General features: G+C 67.6%; 17 protein-coding genes. 8 read left to right on the forward strand and 9 right to left on the reverse strand.

Features of this window, described 5'->3' with window-relative positions; all coding sequences use genetic code 11:
• From ABZS29_RS20565 to ABZS29_RS20595, 7 genes are read right to left on the reverse strand one after another with little or no spacing between them, the layout of a single operon-like run.
• Entirely contained in the window at positions 1-1,536 is a 1,536-nt protein-coding gene (locus tag ABZS29_RS20565; protein WP_355463860.1) for an NAD(P)/FAD-dependent oxidoreductase, read from the reverse strand.
• Complete coding sequence (locus ABZS29_RS20570; RefSeq protein WP_355463861.1) at positions 1,533-2,240, reverse strand: class I SAM-dependent methyltransferase; 708 nt, start codon at positions 2,238-2,240, stop codon at positions 1,533-1,535. Before ABZS29_RS20570 ends, ABZS29_RS20565 begins: the two co-directional genes overlap by 4 nt.
• Complete coding sequence (locus ABZS29_RS20575) at positions 2,240-2,563, reverse strand: lycopene cyclase domain-containing protein (RefSeq protein ID WP_355463862.1); 324 nt, start codon at positions 2,561-2,563, stop codon at positions 2,240-2,242. Before ABZS29_RS20575 ends, ABZS29_RS20570 begins: the two co-directional genes overlap by 1 nt.
• Positions 2,560-2,880: a lycopene cyclase domain-containing protein gene (locus ABZS29_RS20580; RefSeq protein ID WP_355463863.1), complete on the reverse strand. Its 321-nt coding sequence runs from the start codon at positions 2,878-2,880 to the stop codon at positions 2,560-2,562. The genes ABZS29_RS20575 and ABZS29_RS20580 overlap by 4 nt, the downstream gene beginning before the upstream one ends.
• A complete protein-coding gene (locus ABZS29_RS20585; protein ID WP_355463864.1) occupies positions 2,877-3,812 on the reverse strand; it encodes a phytoene/squalene synthase family protein in 936 nt (311 codons plus the stop codon). The genes ABZS29_RS20580 and ABZS29_RS20585 overlap by 4 nt, the downstream gene beginning before the upstream one ends.
• Positions 3,809-5,305 (reverse strand): phytoene desaturase family protein, encoded by a 1,497-nt coding sequence (gene crtI / locus ABZS29_RS20590; protein WP_355463865.1) that lies wholly within the window; start codon positions 5,303-5,305, stop codon positions 3,809-3,811. The genes ABZS29_RS20585 and crtI overlap by 4 nt, the downstream gene beginning before the upstream one ends.
• Entirely contained in the window at positions 5,305-6,339 is a 1,035-nt protein-coding gene (locus ABZS29_RS20595; RefSeq protein WP_355463866.1) for a polyprenyl synthetase family protein, read from the reverse strand. Before ABZS29_RS20595 ends, crtI begins: the two co-directional genes overlap by 1 nt.
• Positions 6,340-6,519: 180 nt before the next feature.
• Between ABZS29_RS20595 and ABZS29_RS20600 the strand changes: the two genes are divergently transcribed.
• On the forward strand, positions 6,520-7,773 hold the full coding sequence (locus ABZS29_RS20600; RefSeq protein ID WP_355463867.1) for an MFS transporter: 1,254 nt from the start codon (positions 6,520-6,522) through the stop codon (positions 7,771-7,773).
• Between the two features lie 5 nt (positions 7,774-7,778).
• Here ABZS29_RS20600 and ABZS29_RS20605 read toward each other — a convergent pair whose 3' ends face one another.
• A complete protein-coding gene (locus tag ABZS29_RS20605) occupies positions 7,779-8,504 on the reverse strand; it encodes an FCD domain-containing protein (RefSeq protein WP_355463868.1) in 726 nt (241 codons plus the stop codon).
• A 118-nt stretch (positions 8,505-8,622) separates the two neighbouring features.
• On the opposite strand from ABZS29_RS20605, the gene ABZS29_RS20610 reads away from it, so the two are divergent.
• Genes ABZS29_RS20610 through ABZS29_RS20620 form a run of 3 tightly spaced genes read left to right on the forward strand, consistent with a single transcriptional unit; the run spans position 8,623 to position 14,257 of the window.
• Entirely contained in the window at positions 8,623-10,527 is a 1,905-nt protein-coding gene (locus ABZS29_RS20610; RefSeq protein WP_355463869.1) for a hypothetical protein, read from the forward strand.
• A 38-nt stretch (positions 10,528-10,565) separates the two neighbouring features.
• Complete coding sequence (locus ABZS29_RS20615) at positions 10,566-12,929, forward strand: ricin-type beta-trefoil lectin domain protein (RefSeq protein ID WP_355463870.1); 2,364 nt, start codon at positions 10,566-10,568, stop codon at positions 12,927-12,929.
• Complete coding sequence (locus ABZS29_RS20620; protein ID WP_355463871.1) at positions 12,926-14,257, forward strand: PHB depolymerase family esterase; 1,332 nt, start codon at positions 12,926-12,928, stop codon at positions 14,255-14,257. The genes ABZS29_RS20615 and ABZS29_RS20620 overlap by 4 nt, the downstream gene beginning before the upstream one ends.
• A gap of 56 nt (positions 14,258-14,313) precedes the next feature.
• Here the strand turns inward: ABZS29_RS20620 and ABZS29_RS20625 are convergent, their stop codons facing one another.
• Positions 14,314-15,360, reverse strand: coding sequence for a cellulase family glycosylhydrolase (locus tag ABZS29_RS20625; protein ID WP_355463872.1), 1,047 nt, complete (start codon positions 15,358-15,360; stop codon positions 14,314-14,316).
• 375 nt (positions 15,361-15,735) lie between these two features.
• On the opposite strand from ABZS29_RS20625, the gene ABZS29_RS20630 reads away from it, so the two are divergent.
• From ABZS29_RS20630 to ABZS29_RS20645, 4 genes are read left to right on the forward strand one after another with little or no spacing between them, the layout of a single operon-like run.
• Entirely contained in the window at positions 15,736-17,223 is a 1,488-nt protein-coding gene (locus ABZS29_RS20630; RefSeq protein ID WP_355463873.1) for an endo-1,4-beta-xylanase, read from the forward strand.
• A gap of 12 nt (positions 17,224-17,235) precedes the next feature.
• A complete protein-coding gene (locus tag ABZS29_RS20635) occupies positions 17,236-18,738 on the forward strand; it encodes a non-reducing end alpha-L-arabinofuranosidase family hydrolase (protein WP_355463874.1) in 1,503 nt (500 codons plus the stop codon).
• Positions 18,739-18,754: 16 nt separating this feature from the next.
• The gene (locus ABZS29_RS20640) at positions 18,755-23,203 is read left to right on the forward strand and encodes a ThuA domain-containing protein (RefSeq protein WP_355463875.1); all 4,449 of its coding nucleotides are present in this window, start codon (positions 18,755-18,757) and stop codon (positions 23,201-23,203) included.
• 11 nt (positions 23,204-23,214) lie between these two features.
• Positions 23,215-24,492, forward strand: coding sequence for a ricin-type beta-trefoil lectin domain protein (locus tag ABZS29_RS20645; protein ID WP_355463876.1), 1,278 nt, complete (start codon positions 23,215-23,217; stop codon positions 24,490-24,492).
• Positions 24,493-24,503 lie beyond the last annotated feature (11 nt).

The following is a 24,503-nucleotide window of genomic DNA, read 5'->3' on the forward strand; positions in this document are numbered from 1 at the left end:
TCAACTCCTTGTGGCGAAGCGGTCCAGCACACGGATGCGGCTGCGGTTGGGCACGCTCAACACCTCGTGCCCGCGCAGGCCGAAGCTACTCAGCAGGGCGTTGGCCGCCACCAGTCCGGTCGTCGCGGCACGTTCCATCAGTGCCACCGGAAGGTCGACCCGAATCCCGTCCCCGGCCAGCACGATCCCGTCGTCCGGCGTCGTGACACGCGGCCGCGACGTGAAGCTGCCGGGTGCGAAGAGCGGACAGTCGTCCCGCCACAACGAGACCGAATCGACCACGGTGGCTCTCGCTGTTTCGGGATAGATCGTTCGCAGCATCGACAGCAGGTCGTCCGCGAGGTCGGGGTAGTCGCGCGTGCCCGATGGCGCGGCAGCGTAGGCGTGCAGCTCGACGACCGAGCCTCCGTGCTGCCGCGCCCAGCGCTGGGCTTCGCCTTCGTAGCGGTCGAGGACGGAGATGTTGTCGAGCTGGCCCCACCCGCCGGTTCCCAGAAACGCCGGCCGATGCGCATCGACCGGTCGGTCCAGCCAAAGCCGATGGACGAAGAACGGTGGCGCGGTCCGCAGACCGGCGATCGTGTCCCGCCAGGTCGTCGTACCGAGTTGGGGTGAGGAGGCAACGAGTTGGCGGAGGCCGCCCAGGTCGGTGGCGAGCACGACGGCGTCGGCGTCGATGCTGCCGGTGGCCAGGTGAACGCGGTACCGGCGATCGCCGCCGCGCTCGACGCTCTGCACCGGCGTACCGGTTCGTACGTCGGCGCCAAGGCTCACAAGGTAGTCACGTAACGGTTCCCAGAGCGCGGTGGCGAACGTGTCGTTGGGGACGTCGAAGAGCAAGCCTTCGGAGGACCCCAGAAAATACAGATGGAACATGACGGCCAGCTCGGCGGCCGACAGGTCACCAGGCCGGGCGAAGAAGCTGCGGGAGAACACCTCAAAGGCCAGATGCCGTGCCGGTTCGGGGAAGTTGATTGCGTCGAGCAACTGCTCGGCGCTGAGGTCGTCGAGCCGCTCGTAGATGTCGGGAACCCTGACCGTGGCGAGGGGGAGTGCGGCGCGGCCGTTGAGTCGCAGCAGATCGGTCAGCTTGAACGTCGGGCTCCGCAGCGCGAAGGCGATCGCGTTCCACGGGGGCTTGCGCGGCAGTCCGCGGAACTGGTCGACGCGTCCGGCGCGGTCGATCAGCGGATAGTCCTCGACCGGCGTCAACCTGCTGAGGCTCGCATCGGTGCGCGCCAGCAGTGCACGCAGGTTGTAGTACTGGCGGAAGAACGCGTGGAAGCCGCGGCTCATGGTGATCTCGGTGCCGTCGTTCAACCGGTGTGGCCAAGCGCCGACGCGACCGCCGAGGTAGTCCTCCCGCTCGAGGACGTGGACCTCGACATCGCGCTCGGCCAACGCCACGGCCGCGGTCAGCCCGGCGATACCCGCTCCGACCACAACCACGACCGGCGAACTCGGTGCGCCGATCGGCGGTGGTGGAGCGAGACGTTCCTGCCGCGGATCGGTCGGCGTACGGGGTGATCGGTTCATCGGACCCCGGTGAAGGTGTGGACGACGCCGCGTTGCCAGCCGGGCATGGTGTGCTCGGTGACGTCCCCGAACCCCGCAGCTTGGAGGCGTTGGGTGAACGCCCTGGCGCCGTCGAACTGCTGGACGCTCCGCCACAGATGCCGGTACAGGCTGCCGTCGCCGGTGGCGAGCCGCCCCGCGGGGATGATGATGCTCCAGCAGACGGCATCCCAGACCGCGCGAGCCCGCCGCGAATCGGCGACCGAGTACTCGTGAGCGGCGAGCCGGCCTCCAGGGCGTAGGAGGCCGTGCAGCTTCCGCAGGCCGGCATCGGGATCCGGCAGGTTGCGCACCAGATAGGCGGCCAGGCACGCATCGAACTGGCCGTCGGCGTCAAACTCGTCCAGCGTCGCGTGCACGAAGCGCACCGACGACGGGAAGTCTTTCGCGCGGGCCTGGTCGAGCATTTGCGCGGACGCGTCGAAGGCGACGATCTCCGCAGCCGGCGCGACGGTCAGCAAGGCCGCGGTCGACGCCCCGGTGCCGCAGCCGGCGTCGAGCAGCCGAAGACCGGCGCCGCCGCCGGGCAGGCCGAGCCGCTGCGCCGACAAGCGCAGGTGGTGGTGATAGCCCGGGTTCGCGCCGACCAGCCGGTCGTAGGCCCGCGCGCCGGCATCGAACGCGGCCGGCACCTCGGTGCGCGGAAGTCCATCGGAGCGCGGCATCAATCCTCTTCTCTGGTTGGGGTCCGGTGGCGTTCCCACAGACTCAGTACGGCGGTGACGAGCGCGAACCCGAAGGCGAAGTCCTCCACCGGAATGTCCCATGGGAAGCGCCACCCGGACACGTGGTCAGGGTTGTAGAGCACGATCGGCGCGGACAGTTTCGTGAGCCAGCCGTCCACCGGGATCTGGAAGCCGAACACGATCACCATGCTGATCCAGTACGCCGGGCGCCGGAACAAGCCGGTCCGCCAGACAGCGAGCTCCAAGGCGATCACCACGAGCACGGCCGCGATCGCTGGGACGGTGTAGCCGATGCCGGTCATGACTTGAACCGCCCGAGAATCAGCGTGACGGCCTCATAGGTCAGCAGCCCGCAGGTCGGTACGACGACGAAGAACACCAGCTCCTCGACCGGGATCGCGAAGGGCAACCGCCAGCCGGTGACGTACGCCGGGTTGTAGCTCCACACCCCGGCAGCGATCGCGATCGCGTCCCAGATCAGGAAGACGATCAGCACCGGCAACAGCGCACGCAACCAACGGCGTGGCCGGCGGTAGACGCGCGCGCCGATCAGCTCCAGCGGCACGGTGACCGCGACGCAGGCAGCCATCACGAGCAGGTACTGCGCGTGCCCGCTCATCCGGCGGCCACCCGGTAGCGCCGCCGTACCCACATCGCTTCGAGCAGCGCGCTGCCGCCGACCGCCAGCTTGCGCCGGCTCCCGACGGACGCTCGGCGGGAGAACACGTCGTACGCCGAAGCTTCGATGCGCTCGAGAATTTCGGAGTAGAGGACGTAGGCGGTGCGGACGCACGGGCGCGAAACCTCGGCCAGCTGATCGATGCCCGGAACCGCCTTCGCATAGACTGCTCGCGTGGCAGCGATCTGTTCCTTCAGTGCGCGGGTGACGCGGTCGTCGACGCGACGATTCCGCACACACCACCCGATCCGGTCCTCGTCGACGCCGCAGGCGGCGAGCTCGTCCAGCGGGAGGTAGATCCGGCCGCGCTCGTAGTCCTCGGCGACATCCCGCAGGAAGTTGGTGAGCTGGAAGGCGAGGCCCAGCGCGGCCGCGGCCGGTGCTGCCTCATCCGCCGGTACGACGGTGCCGAGCACGGGCAGAACCTGGAGACCGATGACCTCGGCCGAGCCGCGGGTGTAGCGGTAGAGATCCGCCCTGGTCGGATAGCGCTCGACGGTGAGATCCATCCGCATCGAGGTCATGAAGTCGTCGAACAGACTCTGCTCGATCTCGAACCGGTCGATGGTGTCGGCGACCGCGCGCAGGACGGGATCGGGTCCGGTTCGGCCGTGGGCCAGTGCCGCCGATACGTCCGCAAGTGCCTCGGCGAGATCATCGGTCGTGGCTCCCGCCGGCGGCAGGTCGACGAGATCGTCGACGTACCGGGCGAAGCCGTACAGCGCGTGGATCGCCGGCCGCTGGGCCGGCGTGAGCATCCGGGTGGCGAGGTAGTAGGTCTTGCCGTGCTGGGAGTTGAGTTGCCGGCAGCGTTGGTAGGCGTGCCGGAGATCGGGATCGGTGATTCGCGCCGCGTCGAGTTCCGAGGTCATCGCGTCCGTCCTGTCGGTCGTCCGGTGATGCGGTCCGCGGCCAGCCGCCCGGACAGCAACGCGGTCGGTACCCCGACGCCGGGCGCCGTACCGCCACCGGCCAGTACGACGTTGTCGGTACCGCGCGGGAAGTTGCCCGGCCGGAACGGTCCGGTCTGCGCGAACGAGTGCGACCACGAGAACGGCGTACCCGCGACCATGTCCTGGCGGGCCCAGTCGGCCGGAGTGATCACGTGCCGCACGGTGACCGCCTCGCGGAGCCCGGGAGCCATCCGGTCCTCGACCAGGCTGATCAGGCCGTCGGCGTACTGGTCGCCGTCGCGATCCCAGTCCGGCACGGTCGGGTGATCGAGGTTCGGCACCGGCGCGAGGATCGACAACGTGTCGCGACCGGGCGGGCCGAGGGTGGGGTCGGTCGCGGTCGGTCGGGTGATCAGCAGTGAGGGATCGCGCATCCGCTCACCGGTCGCAATCAGCTCGCGGAACGTCGACTCCCAGGCGGCACCGAAGGACAGCGTGTGGTGGGCGATGTCCGGCAGCGGACGATCAAGACCAGCGTGGACGACGAACGCCGAGGGCGCCGGTCGGAGGCGCAGAGGCCGTTTCGGCGTGCGGCCGAGCAGGCGATAGGAGACGGGAAGTTCGGTGGTCAGCACAACCGCGTCACACGGATAACTGCGACCGTCACTAGTCCGTACGGCGGTGACCCGCGAACCGCGTCGCTCGAGCGCGGCCACGGTCGCGCCGTACTCGATCGTCGCGCCCGCGGTCTTGGCGGCGTGTGCGAGCGCGTCGGGGATCGCGCTCACTCCGCCGGCCGGGAAGAACACTCCGCCGATCGTGTCCATGTAGGTGATGAGCCCGTACAGGGCGAGGGCGGTCTGCGGCGACTCACCGACGTACAGGGACTGGAAGGTGAAGACCCGGCGCAGTTGTTCGTCGGAGATGAAGCGGGCGATCGCCGCGTCGAGTCGCCGGAAGCCGCCGAGCGCGATCAGCTGGGCCAGCTGCGGTGTCAGCATCGACAGGGGCGAATCGAAGTTCGAGGCGACGAAACGGTCGAACTCGACGCGGTACAAGGTCTGCAGCCAGTCGCGGAGTTCGCGGTAGCCCGCGGCGTCGCGCGCACCGGCGAACTCACGGACGGCATCCGTCATCGCGTCGGCGTCGCGGTGGACGCGGAGGCTGCGGCCGTCCGCGAACCGGGTGTCGTAGATCGGGTCGAGTTCGGTCAATGGCACGAGGTCCTGGCGGTCGACGCCGGCAGCGGCGAACGTGTCGTCGAGGATGCCGGGCATCGTCAGGACGCTGGGACCGGTGTCGAAGTGATGGCCGTCGATGTTGTGCCGGCCGGCGCGTCCGCCGGGGACCGCCGCGCGTTCCAGCACCGTCACTGTCCTGCCGCGACCGCACAGATGCAACGCTGCTGCCAGGCCGGAGAGACCGGCCCCGACCACGACGACCCGATCGGTGCGCCCGTTGATGGTTCGCATCAGTGTTGCCTGCGTGTGCACTGATCGGCGACCCGCAAGAGAACCTCCCGCGGCAGCTCCGCGATCGAATCGACAGCAGTCTGGGCTTCGTCGACCAACGCGTCGATCCGGTCCTCGGCCCAGCCGATCGCTCCGCAGGAGCTGATCAGGTTCTGCCAGTCGGCGATCCACACCTGCTCGTCGTAGCTCGAGGCCGGCTGAGTCTTGGCCAGCACACGCATCTGTTGGACCTGCGCGTCGTCCGCCAAGTTGCGGGCGGCGACGATGATGGTGCTCGCTTTGTGCTGGCGCAGGTCGTCCCCGAGCGGCTTGCCGGTGGTGGCGGGATCGCCGAACACGCCGAGCAGATCGTCGCGGAGCTGGAACGCTTCCCCGATCGCCGATCCGTAGCGCTGGAGCGCGGTCATCACGTGCGGCGTGCACCCGGCCAACGACGCGCCGAGCTCGAGGGGCCGCCGTACGGAGTAGTTGCCGGACTTGCGGCGGGCGACGTCGAGAACGGCGTCCAGCTCGGCGGTCAGCGGGTTCTCGTTCAGGAGATCGCTGAACTGGCCGACCGCGAGTTCGTTCCGCAGCAGGTCGAAGATCGGCCAGGCCCGCCGGAGCGCCTCGTCGGGCAGGCCACACTCGCGCAGCATGCGTTCGGACCAGACCAGGAACAGGTCGGCCAGCAGCACCGCCGCCGACTCGCCGAACTTGGCTGGGTGCTCCACCTTGCCTGTGGTGCGCGCCCAGGCGGCGAGCTGCTCGTGCACCGAGGCCGCGCCACGTCGCGACGTCGAGTCGTCCATCACGTCGTCCTGAACCAGCGCGAACGCGTGCAGCAGCTCCAGACTGGCGGTCGCACTCACAGCCGCGGGGGACTCCGGTTGCCCGCAGAGCCAGCCGAGATAGCCGAGCGTCGACCGCAGATACTTCCCGCGGCCGACGAAGTTCTTCGTCATCTCGCCGAGCAGTTCGGTGTCCGGGGCGGTGAAGTACTCCGCGCTCCGCGCCGCCGCGAACTCCTGCACCAGCCCGCGCGAGCACCGCACCTGTCTTTCCAGCCAAGCATCAACCGATACCAACGCTGACCTCCACCCGGGTGCATCGATTCTGCCTAAGTTTAACGTCAGGTCCGCACTGTACCCGGCCGGGAAACGTGCGGGGATGTCGAGGTCGTCGCGGTGGCTCCGACGTTGCAGCTGACCGGACCCCCTGGAGGAGGAGCTGTGATGAGGGCTGATCAGCTGTTGCGGACCTACGTCGTACTGTCGGCGGTGTCGACCGGCGCCTCGTCGATGATCTGGGGGATCAACACCCTCTTCCTGCTGGACGCCGGCTTGAGCGTCGGTGCGGCGTTCGCGGCGAACGCGTTCTTCACGGTCGGGATGGTGCTCTTCGAGGTGCCGACCGGGGTCATCGCGGACTCGGTCGGCCGGCGTACGTCGTACTTGCTGGGCACGGCGACGCTGTTCGGATCGACGCTGCTCTACCTGTTGCTGTGGAAGGTCGGCGCGCCGTTCGCGGCCTGGGCGGTGGTGTCGATGCTGCTCGGACTCGGGTTCACGTTCTTCAGCGGCGCGACCGAGGCGTGGTTGGTCGACGGTCTGCAGGCGACCGGCTACACGGGTTCGCTGGAGGCCGCCTTCGGCAAGGGCCAGATGGCGAGCGGACTCGCGATGCTGGGCGGCACCATCGCCGGTGGCGTACTGGCGCAGGTCACGAACCTCGGCGTCCCGTACGTCGCTCGCGCCCTGCTGCTCGCGGTCGCGTTCGTGGTGGCGTGGCGCCAGATGCGCGATGTCGGATTCACGCCGAAGCCACGCCAGTCGGTCGTCGCCGGGATGAGCGACATCCTGCGGGAGTCGCTGGACCACGGACTGCGCAAACCGCAGGTCCGTTGGGTGATGCTCGCCGCACCGTTCGCCGCCGGAGTCATGGGCTACGGCTTCTACGCCGCCCAGCCGTACCTGTTGCAGCTGTACGGCGACAGCGGTTCCTACGTGGTCGCCGGACTATCGGCCGCGCTGGTCGCGGGAGCGCAGATCATCGGCGGCGCGTCGGCATCGCTGATCGGAAAGACGTTCAAGCGCCGTACGTCGGTATTGCTGATCGGTTCGGTCGGTACCGTGATCGTCCTGGTGGGGATGGGCCTGGCGCACAGCTTCTGGACCGTGCTGATCCTGCTGACCGTCTGGGCGATCTTGTCCGCAGCGACCAGCCCGATCCGGCAGGCCTACCTGAATGCGCGGATCCCCACGGCACAGCGAGCCACCGTGTTGTCGTCGGACAACCTGCTGTCCTCGACCGGCGGCGTCGTCATCCAGCCGGTCCTCGGCCGGGCCGCCGACGTGTGGGGCTACGGACCGTCGTACCTGCTCGGCGCTGCCATCCAGCTGCTCGCCGTACCGGTGCTATTGCTGACTCTTCGAGCTGCCGACGCGACTCGCCGCGATCGACACGCGACGCCAGAGCCCGTTGCGTGACGGGATCAGCCGAAGACGCGGCGCTGGATCTCGCGGCGGTAGTCGTCGAGGGTCTTGTCGAGGTGGACGGCGGTGGCCTGCGCCGCCGCCTCCGGGTCGCCGTCGCGGATCGCTTGGTAGATGGCAGCGTGCTCCTCGATGGCTTCGGCGGCGTGGCCGCCGACGGTGCCGTGCAGGCCGATGACGGTGGACTGGCGTTGCAGGCGGCGGGCCTCGCGCACCGAGGCGACCAGGAAGTGGTTGTGCGACGCGGTGGCGATGCCGAGGTGGAAGTCGTCGTCGCCGCGGTCGAACAGTGTGGCCTGCCCGCTCAGGTAGCCCTGCCGGCAGGTTTCGGCGGCGGTTTCGATGGAGCGTAGTTCGCCGGGGGTCGCGTGGGTCGCTGCCAGCCGGCTGGCAGCGGTCTCCTGGACGCGGCGGAACTCGAACAGCATGTAGACGTGGTCGAGATCGGTCGGGTGGAAGAACCCGCCCCAGCGGCCGGAGCCCAGCATCCCGTCGTCGTCCGCGACGTAGAGCCCGCGGCCCTTGTGGGCCCGGACCCGTCCGATCGCGGACAGAATCTTGACTGCCTCCCGCACCATGGTGCGGGAGGAACCCAGCTGAGCGGCCAGCTCGTTCTCGGTCGGCATCCGGTCACCGGGCCGCAGCTCGAGTTCCGCGATGAGCTGCAGGATCTGCTCGGCCACCAGCTCATAACCCGGCCGGTACGAGCCGGCTGGAACAGACACGCTCTCCACCTGCTTGAGAATACAGCGCACCCGATCAGTCAGTCTCATCTACTTGACTCAGCCTCGTCTGCAGGCTGTCATGGCTCGAATGAGTACGACACATTCGGGAGGGCGTCGGATGTACCCGGTCATCACTGCGTCGGTGCCGCTCCTCGAGCCACCGCCCTGGGCGATCGCCCAACGAGGGCTGTTCGACCTGCTGGACCAGGCCTGGCGTCGCTTCGAGCGTGACTTCACCGGTCCCGACGGGCGGCTGAACTACGGCGACCGGCTCACTTCGCGCGACGGCGTCGACGACTTCTACGAGACGTTCTTCAACTGGCCGCAGCTCTACCTGCTGGGCGGGGCCGACGATCTGCTGCCCGCCTCCGAGCGGCACTGGGCGGGCGTGACCAACCAGCTCACCGAACTCGGTTTGCTGCACGACGAGTACGAGCGCGGCTACGACTGGTTCCACCAGGGCGAGAGCCTGCTGCTCTTCTACTTCCTGTGCATGGCGGCGCCGGATCGCTGGGCCGACCGGGCGCTGCGGTTCGCGGAGCTCTACGTCGATCCGGCCCACGGCAACTACGACGCCGAGCACCGGATCATCCGTCGACCTCACAACGGCAGCGACCCACAGCGGGAAGGCCTGTTCGACGATAAGTCCTACCCCTGGCTGCCCCAGGAAGCGCAGATGTACGGCTTCCCGCTGGAGTGGCTGCTACCGCCCGGCGCGGGTGAACCGGACCGCGACCAGGATCCGCGACTCGGTGTCGAGATGCGGCGCCGGATGGCAGTGGGGGACACCGCGGTCAACCTGGCCGCCTCCGGTCTCGTGCACAACGCCTTGCTGCTCACCGGCGATCAGCGCTACCGCACCTGGATCGCCGAGTACGTCGGCGCGTGGCGTGAGCGAGCCGCCGCGAACGGCGGCATCGTCCCCGACAACGTCTCTCCGGACGGAGTCGTCGGCGGGCTGCTGGACGGCCGCTGGTACGGCGGCCACTACGGCTGGTCCTGGCCGCACGGCTGGTACAGCGTCGGCCAGGCTGCGACCGTCGCGGCGCTGGCCGCGGTCGCGGCAACCGGTGACGAGTCCTTCCTCGACCTGGTCCGGCCGGCGCTGGACGAGGTGATGCGCCGCGGGAAGACGATCGCGTTCACCGAAGCCGACTCCAGTCTTCAGTCGCGCTGGACCGTCCAGCTGGCCGAGGACGTCGACACTCCCACCTGGCACGTGCCGTTCCGGTACGACGACCGCGGCTGGTTCGACTACAACCCGATGATGATGGCGGTTCCGGCCGCCCTCTGGCATCACTCCGCCGCTGCCGTCGACCGAGAACGTCTCGAGACGCTGCGAACCTCCAGTGGTCACGACTGGCGCGTCGTACGTCCGTTCCGTGCCAAGGAAGAGGCCGCCCACGAAGAACCGTGGCTCGCATTCCTCGCCGGCGACAATCCGGCGTACCCGGAGCAGATCCTCGCCGCCGCGCAGGCCCAGGTGCGACACCGCCTGGCCCGGATGGAGCGTTATCGCCACGAGGACGTCGTCGAGGCCGACATCCACCTGTGGCAGCAGTCGAATCCCGTGGTCACCGAGGCGCTGGTGCAGCTCACCTGGGGCGGCCCGCAGGTCATCTACAACGGTGGTCTGCAGCAAGCGCGAGTCCGGTACTACGACGCTCACGCCCAACGGCCCGGATTGCCGCCCTCGGTCGCGGCGCTGGTCTCCTCGATCGACCCCGACGCGACCACGGTGGAACTGGTCAACCTCGATCCCGAAGCGGCGCGATCGGTCGTCGTACAGGCCGGAGCGTTCGCCGAGCACGCCATCCGGTCGGTGCAGTACACCGCCTGTACGGATTCGAGCTGGCTTGGTGATCTCTACGACTACGGACATCAACAGCCCGCAGTGACCTCGCAGCTCAGCCAGGGTGACGGCCCCTGGCTAGGCGTCGAGCTCCCTCCGTCGACCAGGGTTCGCCTCACCTTGCGACTCGACCTGCGCTCCCAACCGCCGTCGTACCGGATGCCTTTCTGACACCTGACAACCGCCCCCTCTGGAAAGGTGAAACCTCCATGCATCCACGCATCAGTCTGTTGATAGCGGCGCTCATCGCGCCAACCGCCATCGCCATACCGCACGCACAAGCCGCCGAGGTCGTTCGGATCGTCGTTGCCCCCAACGGCAGCGACTTCAATCCGGGGACCGCGCGCAGTCCCATCGGTTCACTCGCCAAGGCACAGGAACTCGCTCGGGCTCAGGCCGGTCAGGCCGACGTGGTCGTGGAGCTCGCAGGCGGAGTCCACCGGCTGTCCGAACCGTTGAAGTTCACCAGCGCCGACTCGGGACGCAACGGCCACACCGTCACGTGGCAGGCCAGTCCCGGCGCGACCGCAACGGTGTCCGGCGGGCTGCCGGTGACCGGCTGGACGCAGCAGGACGCAGGCCAGAATATCTGGGTCGCGTCGGTCCCACAGGGCATCGACTCCCGGCAGCTGTACGTGGACGGGACGCTGGCGCCACGGGCGTCGATCTCCATCTCCCGCAACGATGTCCGGATCACCAGCACCGGCATGACGATCCTGAACTCCGCATTGAACTACCTCGCCACGCTGCCGCAGCAGAACCGGATCGAGCTGGAAAGCCTCAACTCGTTCACCGACCGGTACTCGCCGGTGCAGAGCATCAGCGGTACGACGATCACCATGCAGCAGCCCGCCTGGAACAACAACAACTGGGGCTACGACACCCTCGCCAGGCCCTTCGCAGGCGGCAGTCTGACACTGCACAACGCGTACTCGTTCCTGCGGACCGCAGGGCAGTGGTACCTGGACCCGCAGGCCGGAAAGCTGTTCTACCGAACGGCTCCTGGCCAATCGCCGGTAGGACGCGACATCGTGCTGCCGCGCTTGACCTCGTTGGTGCAGGTGAGCGGCACCCTGGCGAACCCGGTCCGCGACATCACCATGCGCGACATGATCTTCGAGCACACCACCTGGCTGCAGCCGGGCACCTCGATCGGGTACGCGAACCAGCAGAGCGGTGCCTTCATCCCGGCCGGCTACCAGATGCCCGGTGACTTCCTGACCTCGTGTCAGTCCGGCTGCCGGCAGTTCGAGGCGACGCGTAACGGGTGGGGTCAGGTCCCGGCCGCAGTACAGGTCTCGGCGGCGACGGGGATCACCTTCACCAACAACACGTTCCGCCATCTCGGTCAGGTCGGTCTCGGGATCGGCAACGACGCGAACGCGAACCAGTCGGGTGTCGGCCTCGGCGCCTCGAACATCACTGTCACGCAGAACACCTTTACGGACTTGTCCGGTGGCGGCATCCTGATCGGCGGTGTCCGGCCGGACGCGCACCACCCGTCCAATCCCGCGATGATCAACCGCGACATCCTGGTCAAGAACAACCTGGTGACGGATGTCGCGAAGGACTACAAGGACATGGCCGGCATCCTGTCGACCTACGCGACCCGCGCCGTCATCGAGCACAACGAGGTCTCCAACCTCGCGTACGACGGGATCGACATCGGCTGGGGCTGGGGCGCCAACGACCCCGGTGGCAGCCAGGACTACCGCAACCGCGGTCTGTACGACTACCAGCCGGTCTACACGACTCCGACGACGCTGCGCGAGACCATCGTTCGGTACAACGTCGTCCACGGCACCAAGAAGTCACTGCACGACGGCGGCAGTCTCTACAACCTGTCCGCCAACCCCGGCGGCTCGTTCGACCACAACCTCGTGTACGACAACCGCAGTACGGTCGGCCTCTACCTGGACGAGGGCTCGCGGTACGTGTCGGTGGCGAACAACGTGGTGATCGACAGCGGCGTACTGGCCTTCACGAACGCCAGCTCCACCAACAACACCAACGACAACGTCTTCGCCGGCAACTGGTACAACACCGGCGCGATCAACGTGGCCACCGGATCGCCGCACAACAACGTGCTCCGGGACAACGTGCAGGTGAGCGGTTCCTGGCCCACTGCGGCACAGCAGGTGATGGCGCAGGCCGGGATCGAACCCGCCCTGCGTCCGAACACCGGTGAGCTCTTCGCGCTGGCCGCCGGCAAGTGCCTCGACGTACCGGGCAACACCACCACGCCAGGGACGCAGGTGCAGATCTGGTCGTGCGACGGTGGCGCGAACAAGGTCTGGACCCGTACGCCGACCGGCCAGCTGACTGTCTACAGCGGTGGCAACCTGAGGTGCGCGACCGCGCTGAACAGCCAGACCACCAACGGAACCGCGGTCGTGATCTCGCAGTGCACCGGCGGCGCCAACCAGCAGTGGCAGTTCAACACCAACGGAACCATCACCGGTGTGCAGTCCAGGCTCTGCCTGGACGTGAGCGGTGCGGGCACCGGCAACGGGTCGAAGGTGCACCTGTGGACGTGCCACGGTGGCGGCAACCAGCAATGGACGCTGTCATGAAAGGCGGGCGCGCGATCCTGAGCTGCCTCGCTGCCGTCGTTCTCCTGCTCGGAGCTCTCGTCCACCAGGCCACGCCCGCCGCGGCCGCGTCCTTGGTCGAGGTGACGAACTTCGGAGCCAATCCGAGCAACCTGCGGATGCACATCTACGTGCCGGACCAGCGGCCGGCCAAGCCCGCGATCCTGATGGCCGTTCACTACTGCGGCGGCTCTGGCCCGGCCTTTTACAGCGGGAGCGAGTTCGCCCGCCTGGCCGACCAGTACGGGTTCATCGTGATCTACCCGAGCGCCACCCGCAGCGGCAACTGCTTCGACGTCTACTCGCAGCAGGCACTGCACCGCGACGGCGGCAGTGATCCGGTGGGCATCAAGTCGATGATCGACTGGGTGGTGGCCAACCGCTCGGGCGACCGCGACCGGGTGTTCGTCACCGGGGCATCCTCCGGCGCCATGATGACCAACGTCCTGCTGGCCAACTATCCCGATGTCTTCAAGGCCGGCGCGGCGTTCAGCGGCGTACCGGACACGTGCTTTGCCACCACGCCGCCCAACACGTGGAACGGTGACTGTGCCGGCGGCAACGTCATCAAGACCGCACAGCAGTGGGGTGACTTGGCCCGCGGTGCGTACCCGGGGTACACCGGACCACGTCCGCGCGTGCAGCTGTGGCACGGCACCACGGACGACGTACTGCGCTATCCCAACTTCGGGGAGGCGATCAAGCAGTGGACCAATGTGCACGGCCTGTCCCAGACCCCGACTTATACCGACAGCCCACAAGCCAACTGGACCCGCACCCGGTACGGCGGAACCGGGAGCACCGCGCCGGTCGAAGGCATCAGCCTGCAAGGCGTGGGGCACAGCCTGCCGATGCCCGGCATGGCCGCCAAGGCGGTCGCCTTCTTCGGCCTGAGCCCTGATATACCGTCACAGCCGACAGGCCCGGTACGCGCGGTCTCCGCGGGCAGGTGCCTGGACGTCAACGGCGCCAGCACGACGCCGGGGACGCAACTGCAGATCTGGGACTGTAACGGCGGGCCCAACCAGACCTGGACCCGTACGTCGTCCGGCCAGCTGACCGTCTACAGCGGCGGCAACCTGAGGTGCGCGACCGCTCTCAACAACCAGACCGCCAACGGCACAGCGGTCGTGATCTCGCAGTGCACCGGTGGAACCAGCCAGCAGTGGCAGTTCAACACCAACGGAACCATCACCGGTGTGCAGTCCGGGAGCTGCCTGGATGTCAGCGGTGCCGGCGCCGCCAACGGCACCAAGATCCAGCTGTGGACCTGCCACGGTGGCGGTAACCAGCAGTGGACGCTGTCCTGACGCGGAAACGCTAGGAGGGCAGATCGGCGATCGCCGATCTGCCCTCGGTTCGACGGCTACAGTCCCCAGCCGTACCTGATGCGGTCGCGGCCGGAGGTGTTGCGGACGGTCAGGTTGAGGTTGGTGCCGCTGCCGCTCAGGGCGAACATCGAGTACCAGTCGAAGCCGCCGCCGTCGGTGCGCTTGCCGCCGAGTGCGGGCCAGTAGGTACCGCCCATCTGGTTGTCCCGCATGACTTGAGTGGCGGCGCGGAGGTAGCGAACGAAGTTGTCGGTGCTGGAGGCGTTGGCGTAGTTGAGGCCGTTGGACATCGGCGAGCCGTACTCGGTCATCACCGCCCGCGAGGCGCAGTTGCCCAGCCGGGTCTGGATGTAGCTGCGCCAGGCGTCGTACGTCATCGATCCGGCGAAGAACGTGTAGGTGTGGAACGACATCAGAGTGCCGTTGAAGCGGCTGTCGTTGCAGATGTCGCGCAAGTCCTGGCTGAAGCCGGTACCGCCGATGAGCACCCGGCTGGGCACGGCCGAGTAGTGGTACCGGAGCCATTCGGCGGCGACGTTGCGCCACTCCGTCGAGCTGTAGCCGTGCGGCTCGTTCATCGGCTCGAAGTACACGTTGGTGTTGGAGCCGTAGGTGCTGGTCACTCGCGACCACATGGTGTTCCAGGCGGCGTAGTTCGTCACCTTGCCGCCTGAAGCCGCGGCGTCCTCCCAGTAGGCCAGGATGACCTTGAAGCCGCGTGCGGTCGCCGCGTCGATCGCACCCCGGTAGGCCTCCCACCAGGCGGTACCTACGGTGTGCGTGTTGATCGGCAGCCGGACGGTGTTGACCCCGACCGCCGCCATGTCGTCGTACAGGGCGTTGGCCTTGGCGCGGACGGTCGCGTTGCTGTCGGTCTGGCTGAGGCCCGAGACGACGAGCGGGTTCTTGTTGAAGTTGTCACCCAGGACAGCCCAGTTCATCCCCCGGAACTGGTTGGTGGTGGCACTGGCCGGTGGGGAAGTGGCGACCACACTGCCGAGGGCGAGGGCGGTCGTCATCAGCAGGGTCGTCAGTCGGCGGCGGCGGGTGGTGGTCGGTGTTCGGGGCGGTTTGTTCTTCATGTTCAGGAATATCGAGCCCTGTACTGCGTGTGTCCATCCGTCGATCAGAGGCATGCACGAACGTTCAGACCCGAACATCCGGCTCAATGAGACTGAATCATTTAAGTAGCTTGCCGGATGAGACTGAAGCATTGCGCGGTCCGTGATACGTCCCGTACGGTCTGCAACTGACCGATCGGATCGACACCCACCGCCCCGGGAGTCCCCATGGTTCAACCGCCCATCGCCGCTACCGGCGCGCTCGTCGCCGGTGCCCCGCGCTCGTTCGCAGCGCCGGACTGATCACGCCCATCGCTGACGCCCTGGCTGTGCCGCGCCGGCGATGGGAGCGCTCCCGTTCAGCACCGTACGCCCCGCAGTGACCAAGGAGGAAGTATGAAACCGCAGATCCCCCGGATCGATGTGACGGCCGCCCGATGGTGGCGCCGTCCGCTGCTCGGCCTCGCGGTCGGCACACTCGCGGCCACCACCACGCTGGCACTCGTCCCGAACGCGTCCGCGACCACCGAAGCCGCCGGCACGCTCGGCGCCGCGGCCGCGCAGTCCGGCCGGTACTTCGGCGCCGCGGTGTCCAACGGCAAGCTGGGCGACTCGCAGTACACGACGATCCTGAACCGCGAGTTCGGCTCGATCACCCCCGAGAACGAGATGAAGTGGGACGCCACCGAGCCGTCCCGCAACAACTTCACCTTCGGTGGGGCCGACCGGATCGCCAACCACGCACGCAGCCAGGGCAAGCAGTTGCGTGGCCACACGCTGGTCTGGCACTCGCAGCTGCCTGACTGGGTCAAGGCCATCCGGGACGCGAACACCCTGCGCAGCGTGATGAACAACCACATCAACCAGGTGGCCGGCCGGTACCGCGGCCAGATCTACGCCTGGGACGTGGTGAATGAGGCCTTCGAGGACGGCGGCAGCGGCCAGCAGCGCAGCTCGGTGTTCCACGACGTCCTCGGCACCGGGTTCATCGAGGAGGCGTTCCGGACCGCCCGTACGGCGGATCCCGCCGCCAAGCTCTGCTACAACGACTACAACATCGAGGACTGGAACGCGGCCAAGACCCAAGGGGTCTACCGGATGGTCCGCGACTTCAAGGCTCGCGGCGTCCCGATCGACTGCGTCGGGCTGCAGTCCCACTTCGGCAGCGGCGGCGCGCCCAGCAACTTCCAGACCACGCTGTCGAGCTTCGCGGCTCTCGGCGTCGACGTACAGCTCACCGAACTGGACATCGCCCAGGCATCGCCGACCGCCTACGCCAACACCGTCCGGGCGTGCATGAACGTCGCGCGCTGCACCGGCATCACCACGTGGGGCGTCCGCGACAGCGACTCCTGGCGTGGCGGCGAGAACCCGTTGCTGTTCGACCGCAACGGCAACAAGAAGTCGGCGTACGACGCCGTCCTCACGGTGCTGAACGGCACGCCCACCGGCAGTCCGGTCCAGGTCGGCGTCAACTACCGGCTGGTGGCTCAGCACAGCGGCAAGGCAGCCGACATCGCGGGCGCTTCCACCGCGGCCGGCGCCCTGCTGCAGCAGTGGTCGTCGTCCGGCGGCACCAACCAGCAGTTCGACTTCCTCGACTCCGGCAGCGGCTACTACCGGATCCGCGCTCGGCACAGCGGACTGGTGCTGCAGGCGGCGAGCTCCAGCACCGGTGCTGACGTTTCGCAGCAGCCCGACACGAATGCCACCGCCCAGCAGTGGCAGGTCTCCGATCACGGAAATGGCGTGGTGAGCCTGATCAACCGCCAGAGCGGCCTGGCCCTCGACGTGTGGGCCGCGTCCACCGCCGACGGCGCACGAATCTCGCAGTGGACGGTCAACGGCAACGCCAACCAGAGCTTCCAGCTGCAGCGCCTCTAGAAGGAGACGGACATGCATCGAATGAAAGCGATGATCCTGGCGGTGGTGCTTGCACTGGTGGCCGGCCTGGTGGCAGCCGTCAGTGCGATCCCCGCTCACGCGGCCACCGTCGATCCGAACGCCTGGTACGTCCTGGTCAACCGGGCCAGTGGCAAGGCCTTGGACATCTCGGGAGCGAGCACTGCCGACGGCGCCGCGGCTCAGCAGTGGGCGCGGCACGACGGCACCAATCAGCAGTTCCAGTTCGTCGATTCCGGTAGCGGCTACTACCGGCTGCGCGCACGGCACTCCGGCAAAGCCCTCGACGTCTCCAACGCCTCGACTGCCGACGGCGCCGAGGTCGTGCAGTGGAGCGACCACAACGGCACGAACCAGCAGTTCCGGTTGGCGGACTCGGCCGACGGCAACGTGCGGCTGATCAACCGCAACAGCAACAAGGCGCTCGAGATCGCCAGTGGATCCACCGCGGACGGAGCGAGAGTCGTCCAGCGCACCGACGCCGGCGGTACCAACCAGCAGTGGTCGCTGGTCGCCATCGGCGGCGGCAACCCCGGCGGTCAACTGCCGTCCACCTTCCGGTGGTCGTCCAGTGGAGCGCTGGCCGGTCCCAAGGCTGACGCGCAACACCCGAACCGTTACTCGATCAAGGACTTCTCGGTCGTCCGGTACAACAACCAATGGCTGATCTACGCAACGACGGCCGGGTCGAACGGTTGGGGTCTGGTGAACTTCAACTTCGGCGACTGGTCCCAGGCGGCAGCTGCTCCGCACACCTACCTGGACACGGCCTCGGCGATCGGGCCGGGTTACCGAGCCGCGCCGCAGCTGTTCCACTTCGCGCCGCAGAACCTCTGGTACCTGGTGTACCAGACCGCGCCGCCGACGTACTCGACCAGCACCAACCCGGCCGACCCGCGGTCGTGGTCGGCGCCGCGCACGTTCATCGCGCAGGAGCCCGACATCGTGCGGCAGAACAAGGGCGACGGCACCTGGATCGACTTCTGGGTCATCTGTGACGCCGCGAACTGCTTCCTGTTCTTCAGCGACGACAACGGCCACATCTACCGCGCCCAGACCACGCTGGCCAACTTCCCCAACGGGTTCGGCAACACCCAGATCGTCCTGTCGGACTCGAAGTTCTCCCTGTTCGAAGCGACCAACGTGTACAAGGTGGCGGGATCCAATCAGTTCTTGCTGATGCAGGAGGCGATCGGTGGCACCGGACGGCGGTACTTCCGGTCCTTCACGTCCACCAGCCTGACCGGCAGCTGGACGCCGTTGGCCGCAACGGAAAGCCAGCCCTTCGCCGGCCGCAACAATGTGACGTTCCCGAACGGCGCGTGGACCCAGGACATCAGTCATGGCGAGCTGGTCCGGGCGAGCAACGATCAGACGCTGACGATCAATCCCTGCCAGCTGCAGTTCGTCTACCAGGGCCAGGACCCCGGTGCCAGTGGCGACTATCTCAAGCTGCCCTGGCGGATGGGCTTGCTCACCCAGACCAACTCCTGCTGAAGGGACGTGACCAGCAATGCGGATCAAACTTTTCGCGGCGATCTCCGCCGCGCTTCTGATAGCCACCGGTACGACGGTCGTCACCTCGGCACCTGAGGCTGCCGCGCATCCGGTGAACGCCGCCGATTTCCAGCAGGTCGAGCTGGCGCGCGGGGTGGCCGAAATGGGCGAGCCGATGTCGCTGGCGGTGCTGCCGGACCGCTCTGTCCTGCACACCGCCCGCAACGGAACACTGCGCCGTACGACGGCCAGTGGGACGACCAGCGTGATCGGCACTCTGCAGGTCTACTCGCACGACGAGGAAGGCCTGCAGGGGATCGCCGCCGACCCGAACTTCGCCACCAACCGATTTATCTACGTGTACTACGCGCCACCGCTGTCCACACCGGGCGGTGACGCACCGGAGAACGGGACGGACTTCTCGGCCTGGAACGGCGTGAACCGCCTGTCGCGGTTCACGCTGAACGCCGACTTCACCCTGAACATGGCCAGCCAGGTCACCGTCCTGGACGTGGCGACCAGCCGGGGGATGTGCTGCCACGTCGGCGGCGACATCGATTTCGATGCCGCAGGCAACCTCTATCTCTCCACCGGTGACGACTCGAACCCGTTCGCCTCGGACGGCTACGCGCCGCTCGACGAGCGCACCAACCGCAACCCCGCGTTCGACTCCCAGCGCAGCGCGGGCAACACCAACGACCTGCGCGGGAAAGTCCTGCGAATCAAGGTGAACGCCAACGGGACGTACTCGATCCCGGCCGGCAACCTGTTCCCGCCCGGCACCGCACGGACCCGCCCGGAGATCTACGCGATGGGCTTCCGCAACCCGTTCCGGATGAACGTCGACAAGGCCACCGGCGTCGTCTATCTCGGCGACTACGGACCCGACGCCGGTACGACGAGTTCCAGCCGGGGCCCGGGCGGTCAGGTCGAGTTCAACCGGATCACGTCGGCCGGGAACTACGGCTGGCCCTACTGCACCGGCACCAACACCACCAACGAAACCTATGTGGACTACACGTTCCCGTCCGGGCCGTCGGGTGCGCGGTTCAATTGCGCCGCACCGGTCAACAACTCACCGCACAACACCGGGTTGACCAACCTGCCCGCGGCGCGCCCGGCCTGGATCAAGTACGACAACTGTTCGCTGGCCGCCTTCGGCTGCGGGTCCGAGTCCCCGATGAGCGCGCCGGTCTACCGGTACGACGCGGCCAACCCCTCGTCGGTCAAGTTCCCGCAGGCCCTGGACGGTCACGTCTTCGCCGGTGAGTTCGGCCGCCGCTGGATCAAAGTCATCGACGTGAACTCCGACGGTTCGGCCGGGCAGATCAACCCGTTCCCCTGGCGGGGTACGCAGGTGATGGACTCGGCCTTCGGTCCGGACGGTGCGCTGTACGTCCTCGACTACGGCACCGGCTGGGGGAGCGGCGACGCGAGCTCGGCGCTGTATCGCATCGAGTACAACCCGGCCGGGAACCAGGCGCCGGTCGCGCGAGCCGCTGCCAACCGCACGTCGGGTTCCGCGCCGCTGGCCGTGACGTTCTCGTCGGCCGGCTCCAGCGATCCCGAGGGCGGTGCGCTGAGCTACGCCTGGAACTTCGGTGACGGAGGCACCTCGACGGCAGCGAACCCTAGCCACACCTACACCGCGAACGGCCAGTACACCGCCACGCTGACCGTGACGGACCCGGCGGGTCGCTCCGGCAACGCCAGTGTGATCATCTCGGTCGGCAACACCGCGCCGACGGTCACGCTGAACACCCCTGCGAACGGCAGCCTGTTCGCCTTCGGCGACACGAAGCCGTACACGATCACCGTCTCCGATCCCGAGGACGGCACGATCGACTGCAGCCAGGTCAAGCTGAGCTACCTGCTCGGGCACGACAGCCATGCCCATCTCATCACGTCCCAGAACGGCTGCTCGGGCAACCTGCAGATTCCTCCGGACGGTGAGCACGACACAGCAGCGAACCTGTACGCCGTGTTCGACGCCGAATACACCGACAAGGGCGCGAACGGGCAGCCGGCGGTCACCACGCACACCCAGCACGTGCTGCAGCCGCGTCATCGCCAGGCCGAGCATTTCAGCAGTCAGTCCGGTACGGCCCTGTACGACAAGGCAGCCGCGGAGGGCGGCAAGACGGTCGGCGACATCCACAACGGTGACTGGATCGCCTTCCAGCCCTACGCACTCGCGGGCGAGACCCGGTTCACGGCCCGGGTTTCTTCCGGCGGCTCGGGCGGCACGCTGTCCGTGCGGACCGGTTCGCCGACGGGCGCCGTACTGGGGACGGCGACGGTTCCCAACACCGGTGGGTGGGAGACCTTTACTGACGTCTCCGCCACGTTGTCCAACATCCCGGCCGGAACCGGCACGCTCTATCTGACCTTCGCCGGCAGTGGTACCGGCTATCTGTTCGACCTCGACGCCTTTTCCTTCGGTACGTCGACAGGTGGCGGAGCCGGCCAGATCACCGGGATTGGCGGCAAGTGCATCGACGTCAACGGAGCCACCTCCACCGACGGAGCCAAACTCCAGCTGTGGACCTGCCACGGCGGTGCCAACCAGCAGTGGACCCGCACTGGCAACACCGTCCAGTCACTGGGCAAGTGCATGGACGTCACCGGCGGCGCGACCGCCGACGGCACTGCGGTGCAGCTGCTCACCTGCAACGGATCTGCTGCACAGAACTGGTCGGTGCAGGCCGACGGCACGATCCGCAACGGCACCAAGTGCCTCGATGCCAACGGAGCCAGCTCCGCCGACGGCACCCAGCTGATCATCTGGACGTGCAGCGGTGGCACCAACCAGCGCTGGACCACCAGTTCGTCGGCCATCAAGGCCAAGGCAGCTGATACGCCGTACGACGTACTGGTGTTCTCCAAGACCGCCGGCTTCCGGCACGACTCCATCCCGCAAGGCATCCAGCTGATCCGCGAGCTCGGTGCGGCCAACGGCTTCACTGTCACAGCGACCGAGGACGCGAACGCCTTCAGTACGTCGAACCTGGCGCAGTACGAGGCGGTGGTCTTCCTCAACACCACCGGCGACGTGCTCAACACCACCCAGCAAACCGCATTCGAGTCCTACATCCGGGGCGGCGGTGGGTACGTCGGTATCCATTCGGCCGCCGACACCGAGCACGACTGGCCGTTCTACGGCGAGCTGGTCGGCGCGTACTTCGTCTCGCATCCGGCGATCCAGCAGGCGACCGAGCGCATCGAGAACCGGGCACACGCGGCCACTGCGCATCTCGGCCAGACGTGGGCCCGCACCGACGAGTGGTACAACTTCGGCACCAACCCCCGCTCGTCGGCCAGGGTGCTCGCCACGCTGGACGAATCGACGTACTCCGGTGGGTCCATGGGCGGCGACCATCCGATCACCTGGTGCAAGAACGTCCAAGCCGGTCGGTCCTTCTACACCGGCAACGGCCACAACCAATCCAGCTACGCCGAACCAGGCTTCCGGTCGCAGGTCCTCGGCGGCATCCGGTACGCCGCCAACCGGACGAAGGCCGATTGCCGGCCGGAGACCGGCTACACGACGCTGTACAACGGATCCACCACCGGCTGGTCGCAGTCCGGACCCGGTGGCTTCGCGAACAGTGACGCCACGCTGACCTCCTCCGGCGGCATGGGCATGCTCTGGTACGGCGCCAAGGAGTTCCGCTCGTACTCGCTCAAACTCGACTGGCGGATGCCTGGGGACGACAACTCCGGTGTGGTCATCGGCTTCCCGGCCGGCAGCGATCCGAACAGTGCCCTGACTCAGGGGTACGAGGTGCAGATCGATGCCACCGACACCCCGGACAAGACGACCGGGGCGATCTATGGGGTCAAGGGCGCCGATCTCGCCGCGCGTGATGCCGCACTGAACCCGCCGGGGGAGTGGAACACCTACGAACTGCTCGTCGAAGGTGAGCGGCTGCAGGTGTTCCTGAACGGTGTGAAGATCAACGACTTCACCAACACCGATCCGGTGCGATCGCTGACGTCGGGCTACATCGCCCTTCAGAATCACGGCACCGGCGACGACGTGTCGTTCCGCAACGTCCGGATCAAGGAGCTCGGCGGCTCGGTCCCACGCACCGGGCCGATCACCGGGCCTGCGGGCAAGTGCGTGGATGTCGCGGGCAATAGTTCGGCCGACGGCACGAAGGTCCAGCTCTGGACCTGCACCAACGGAACCAACCAGCAGTGGACGGTCAGCGGCGACACGTTGCGTGCCCTCGGCAAGTGCATGACCGTCGCCGGTGGCAGTACGGCCAACGGCGCGCAGGTGCAACTGTCCACCTGCAACGGCAGCGGTGCGCAGAACTGGACGGCCGGCGCGAACGGCGCGCTGGTCAACCCCCAGGCGAGCAAGTGCCTCGACGCCAATGGCGGCAGCACCGCCGACGGCACGCAGTTGATCATCTGGACCTGCCGCGGCGGCACCAACCAACGCTGGACCCGGCCATGAGGAGCCCAGATATGACCCGATGGTGGACACCGATCATTGCTGCAGCGCTGATCTTCGCCGGTACTGGGGCTGCCCAGGCGCAAGCCCAGCCGGCACCCGCGGCGGCCACTCCGCTCGCCGCATCAGCGGGCTGCGGCAAGGCGCCGACCCTGACCAGTGGCACGCACACGATTCAGAGCAGCGGCAAGAGCCGCACCTTCATCCTCAGACTCCCCGACAACTACAACCCCAGCACGCAGTACCGGTTGATCTTCGGCTATCACTGGCGCGGCGGTACGGCCGCCGACGTCGATTCGGGCGGGACCGATGGGTTCAACTGGTCCTACTACGGACAGCGGAGGCTGGCGAACAACACCGCGATCTTCGTTGCGCCCCAGGGCATCGGCAACGGCTGGGCCAACTCCGGCGGCGAGGACGTGACGCTGACCGACGACATCATGCGCCAGGTCGAGAGCGCCCTCTGCGTCGACACGGCCCAGCGCTTCGCGCTCGGCTTCAGCTACGGCGGTGGCATGAGTTACGCGATCGCCTGCGCCCGGGCGACGGCCTTCCGTGCGGTCGCGGTCTACTCCGGCGCACAACTGAGTGGCTGTAGCGGCGGCACCCAACCCATTGCGTACATGGGAATTCACGGCCTCAGCGACTCGGTGCTGAACATCTCCAACGGGCGGGCCTTGCGCGACACGTTCGTCCGGAACAACGGCTGTACGCCGCAGAGTCCGCGCGAACCCGCGGCGGGCAGCCGGACGCACATCACCACGACCTACTCGAGATGCCGTGCCGGATATCCGGTGGTCTGGGCCGCCTTCGACGGCGGTCACGGGCCCGGTCCCATCGACGGTGGCGGCGAGGGCTGGCGAACCTGGACCTCCGGAGAGGTGTGGAACTTCTTCACCGGCAACACCACACCGACTCCGACCGCGTTCCGGCTGCGCAACGAGGCGGCCGGGCGGTGCCTGGATGTCACCGGCGCGAACTCCGCGAACGGTACCGCGACAGTGGTCTGGGACTGCCACACCAACAGCAACCAGCAGTTCACCCGCACCGGCCAAGCCCTGCAGGTGCTGGGCAAATGCCTCGAGGTGCCCACGAACGCCGTACCGGGGACCCGGTCGCGGATCTGGGACTGCAACGGCGGCGCCAATCAGCAGTGGAACGTGAACGACAACGGCACCGTCACGAATCCGCAGACCGGTCTGTGCCTGACCGCGGACGGCACCGCCAACGGCTCGGCCGCGACCGTCGCGAGCTGCGGCAACGTCGCGAGCCAACGCTGGACGCGGGCATGAATCCAGCAGAG

The sequence above is a fragment of the Kribbella sp. NPDC005582 genome, from assembly GCF_040605415.1.
Lineage (GTDB): Bacteria > Actinomycetota > Actinomycetes > Propionibacteriales > Kribbellaceae > Kribbella.

What these genes read in the sequence shown, in the direction of transcription:
- ABZS29_RS20565 (WP_355463860.1), bottom strand. Translation starts at nt 1,536, where the DNA reads ATGAACCGATCACCCCGTACGCCGACCGATCCGCGGCAGGAACGTCTC.
- ABZS29_RS20570 (WP_355463861.1), bottom strand. Translation starts at nt 2,240, where the DNA reads ATGCCGCGCTCCGATGGACTTCCGCGCACCGAGGTGCCGGCCGCGTTC.
- ABZS29_RS20575 (WP_355463862.1), bottom strand. Translation starts at nt 2,563, where the DNA reads ATGACCGGCATCGGCTACACCGTCCCAGCGATCGCGGCCGTGCTCGTG.
- ABZS29_RS20580 (WP_355463863.1), bottom strand. Translation starts at nt 2,880, where the DNA reads ATGAGCGGGCACGCGCAGTACCTGCTCGTGATGGCTGCCTGCGTCGCG.
- ABZS29_RS20585 (WP_355463864.1), bottom strand. Translation starts at nt 3,812, where the DNA reads ATGACCTCGGAACTCGACGCGGCGCGAATCACCGATCCCGATCTCCGG.
- crtI (WP_355463865.1), bottom strand. Translation starts at nt 5,305, where the DNA reads ATGCGAACCATCAACGGGCGCACCGATCGGGTCGTCGTGGTCGGGGCC.
- ABZS29_RS20600 (WP_355463867.1), top strand. Translation starts at nt 6,520, where the DNA reads ATGAGGGCTGATCAGCTGTTGCGGACCTACGTCGTACTGTCGGCGGTG.
- ABZS29_RS20610 (WP_355463869.1), top strand. Translation starts at nt 8,623, where the DNA reads ATGTACCCGGTCATCACTGCGTCGGTGCCGCTCCTCGAGCCACCGCCC.
- ABZS29_RS20615 (WP_355463870.1), top strand. Translation starts at nt 10,566, where the DNA reads ATGCATCCACGCATCAGTCTGTTGATAGCGGCGCTCATCGCGCCAACC.
- ABZS29_RS20620 (WP_355463871.1), top strand. Translation starts at nt 12,926, where the DNA reads ATGAAAGGCGGGCGCGCGATCCTGAGCTGCCTCGCTGCCGTCGTTCTC.
- ABZS29_RS20625 (WP_355463872.1), bottom strand. Translation starts at nt 15,360, where the DNA reads ATGAAGAACAAACCGCCCCGAACACCGACCACCACCCGCCGCCGCCGA.
- ABZS29_RS20630 (WP_355463873.1), top strand. Translation starts at nt 15,736, where the DNA reads ATGAAACCGCAGATCCCCCGGATCGATGTGACGGCCGCCCGATGGTGG.
- ABZS29_RS20635 (WP_355463874.1), top strand. Translation starts at nt 17,236, where the DNA reads ATGCATCGAATGAAAGCGATGATCCTGGCGGTGGTGCTTGCACTGGTG.
- ABZS29_RS20640 (WP_355463875.1), top strand. Translation starts at nt 18,755, where the DNA reads ATGCGGATCAAACTTTTCGCGGCGATCTCCGCCGCGCTTCTGATAGCC.
- ABZS29_RS20645 (WP_355463876.1), top strand. Translation starts at nt 23,215, where the DNA reads ATGACCCGATGGTGGACACCGATCATTGCTGCAGCGCTGATCTTCGCC.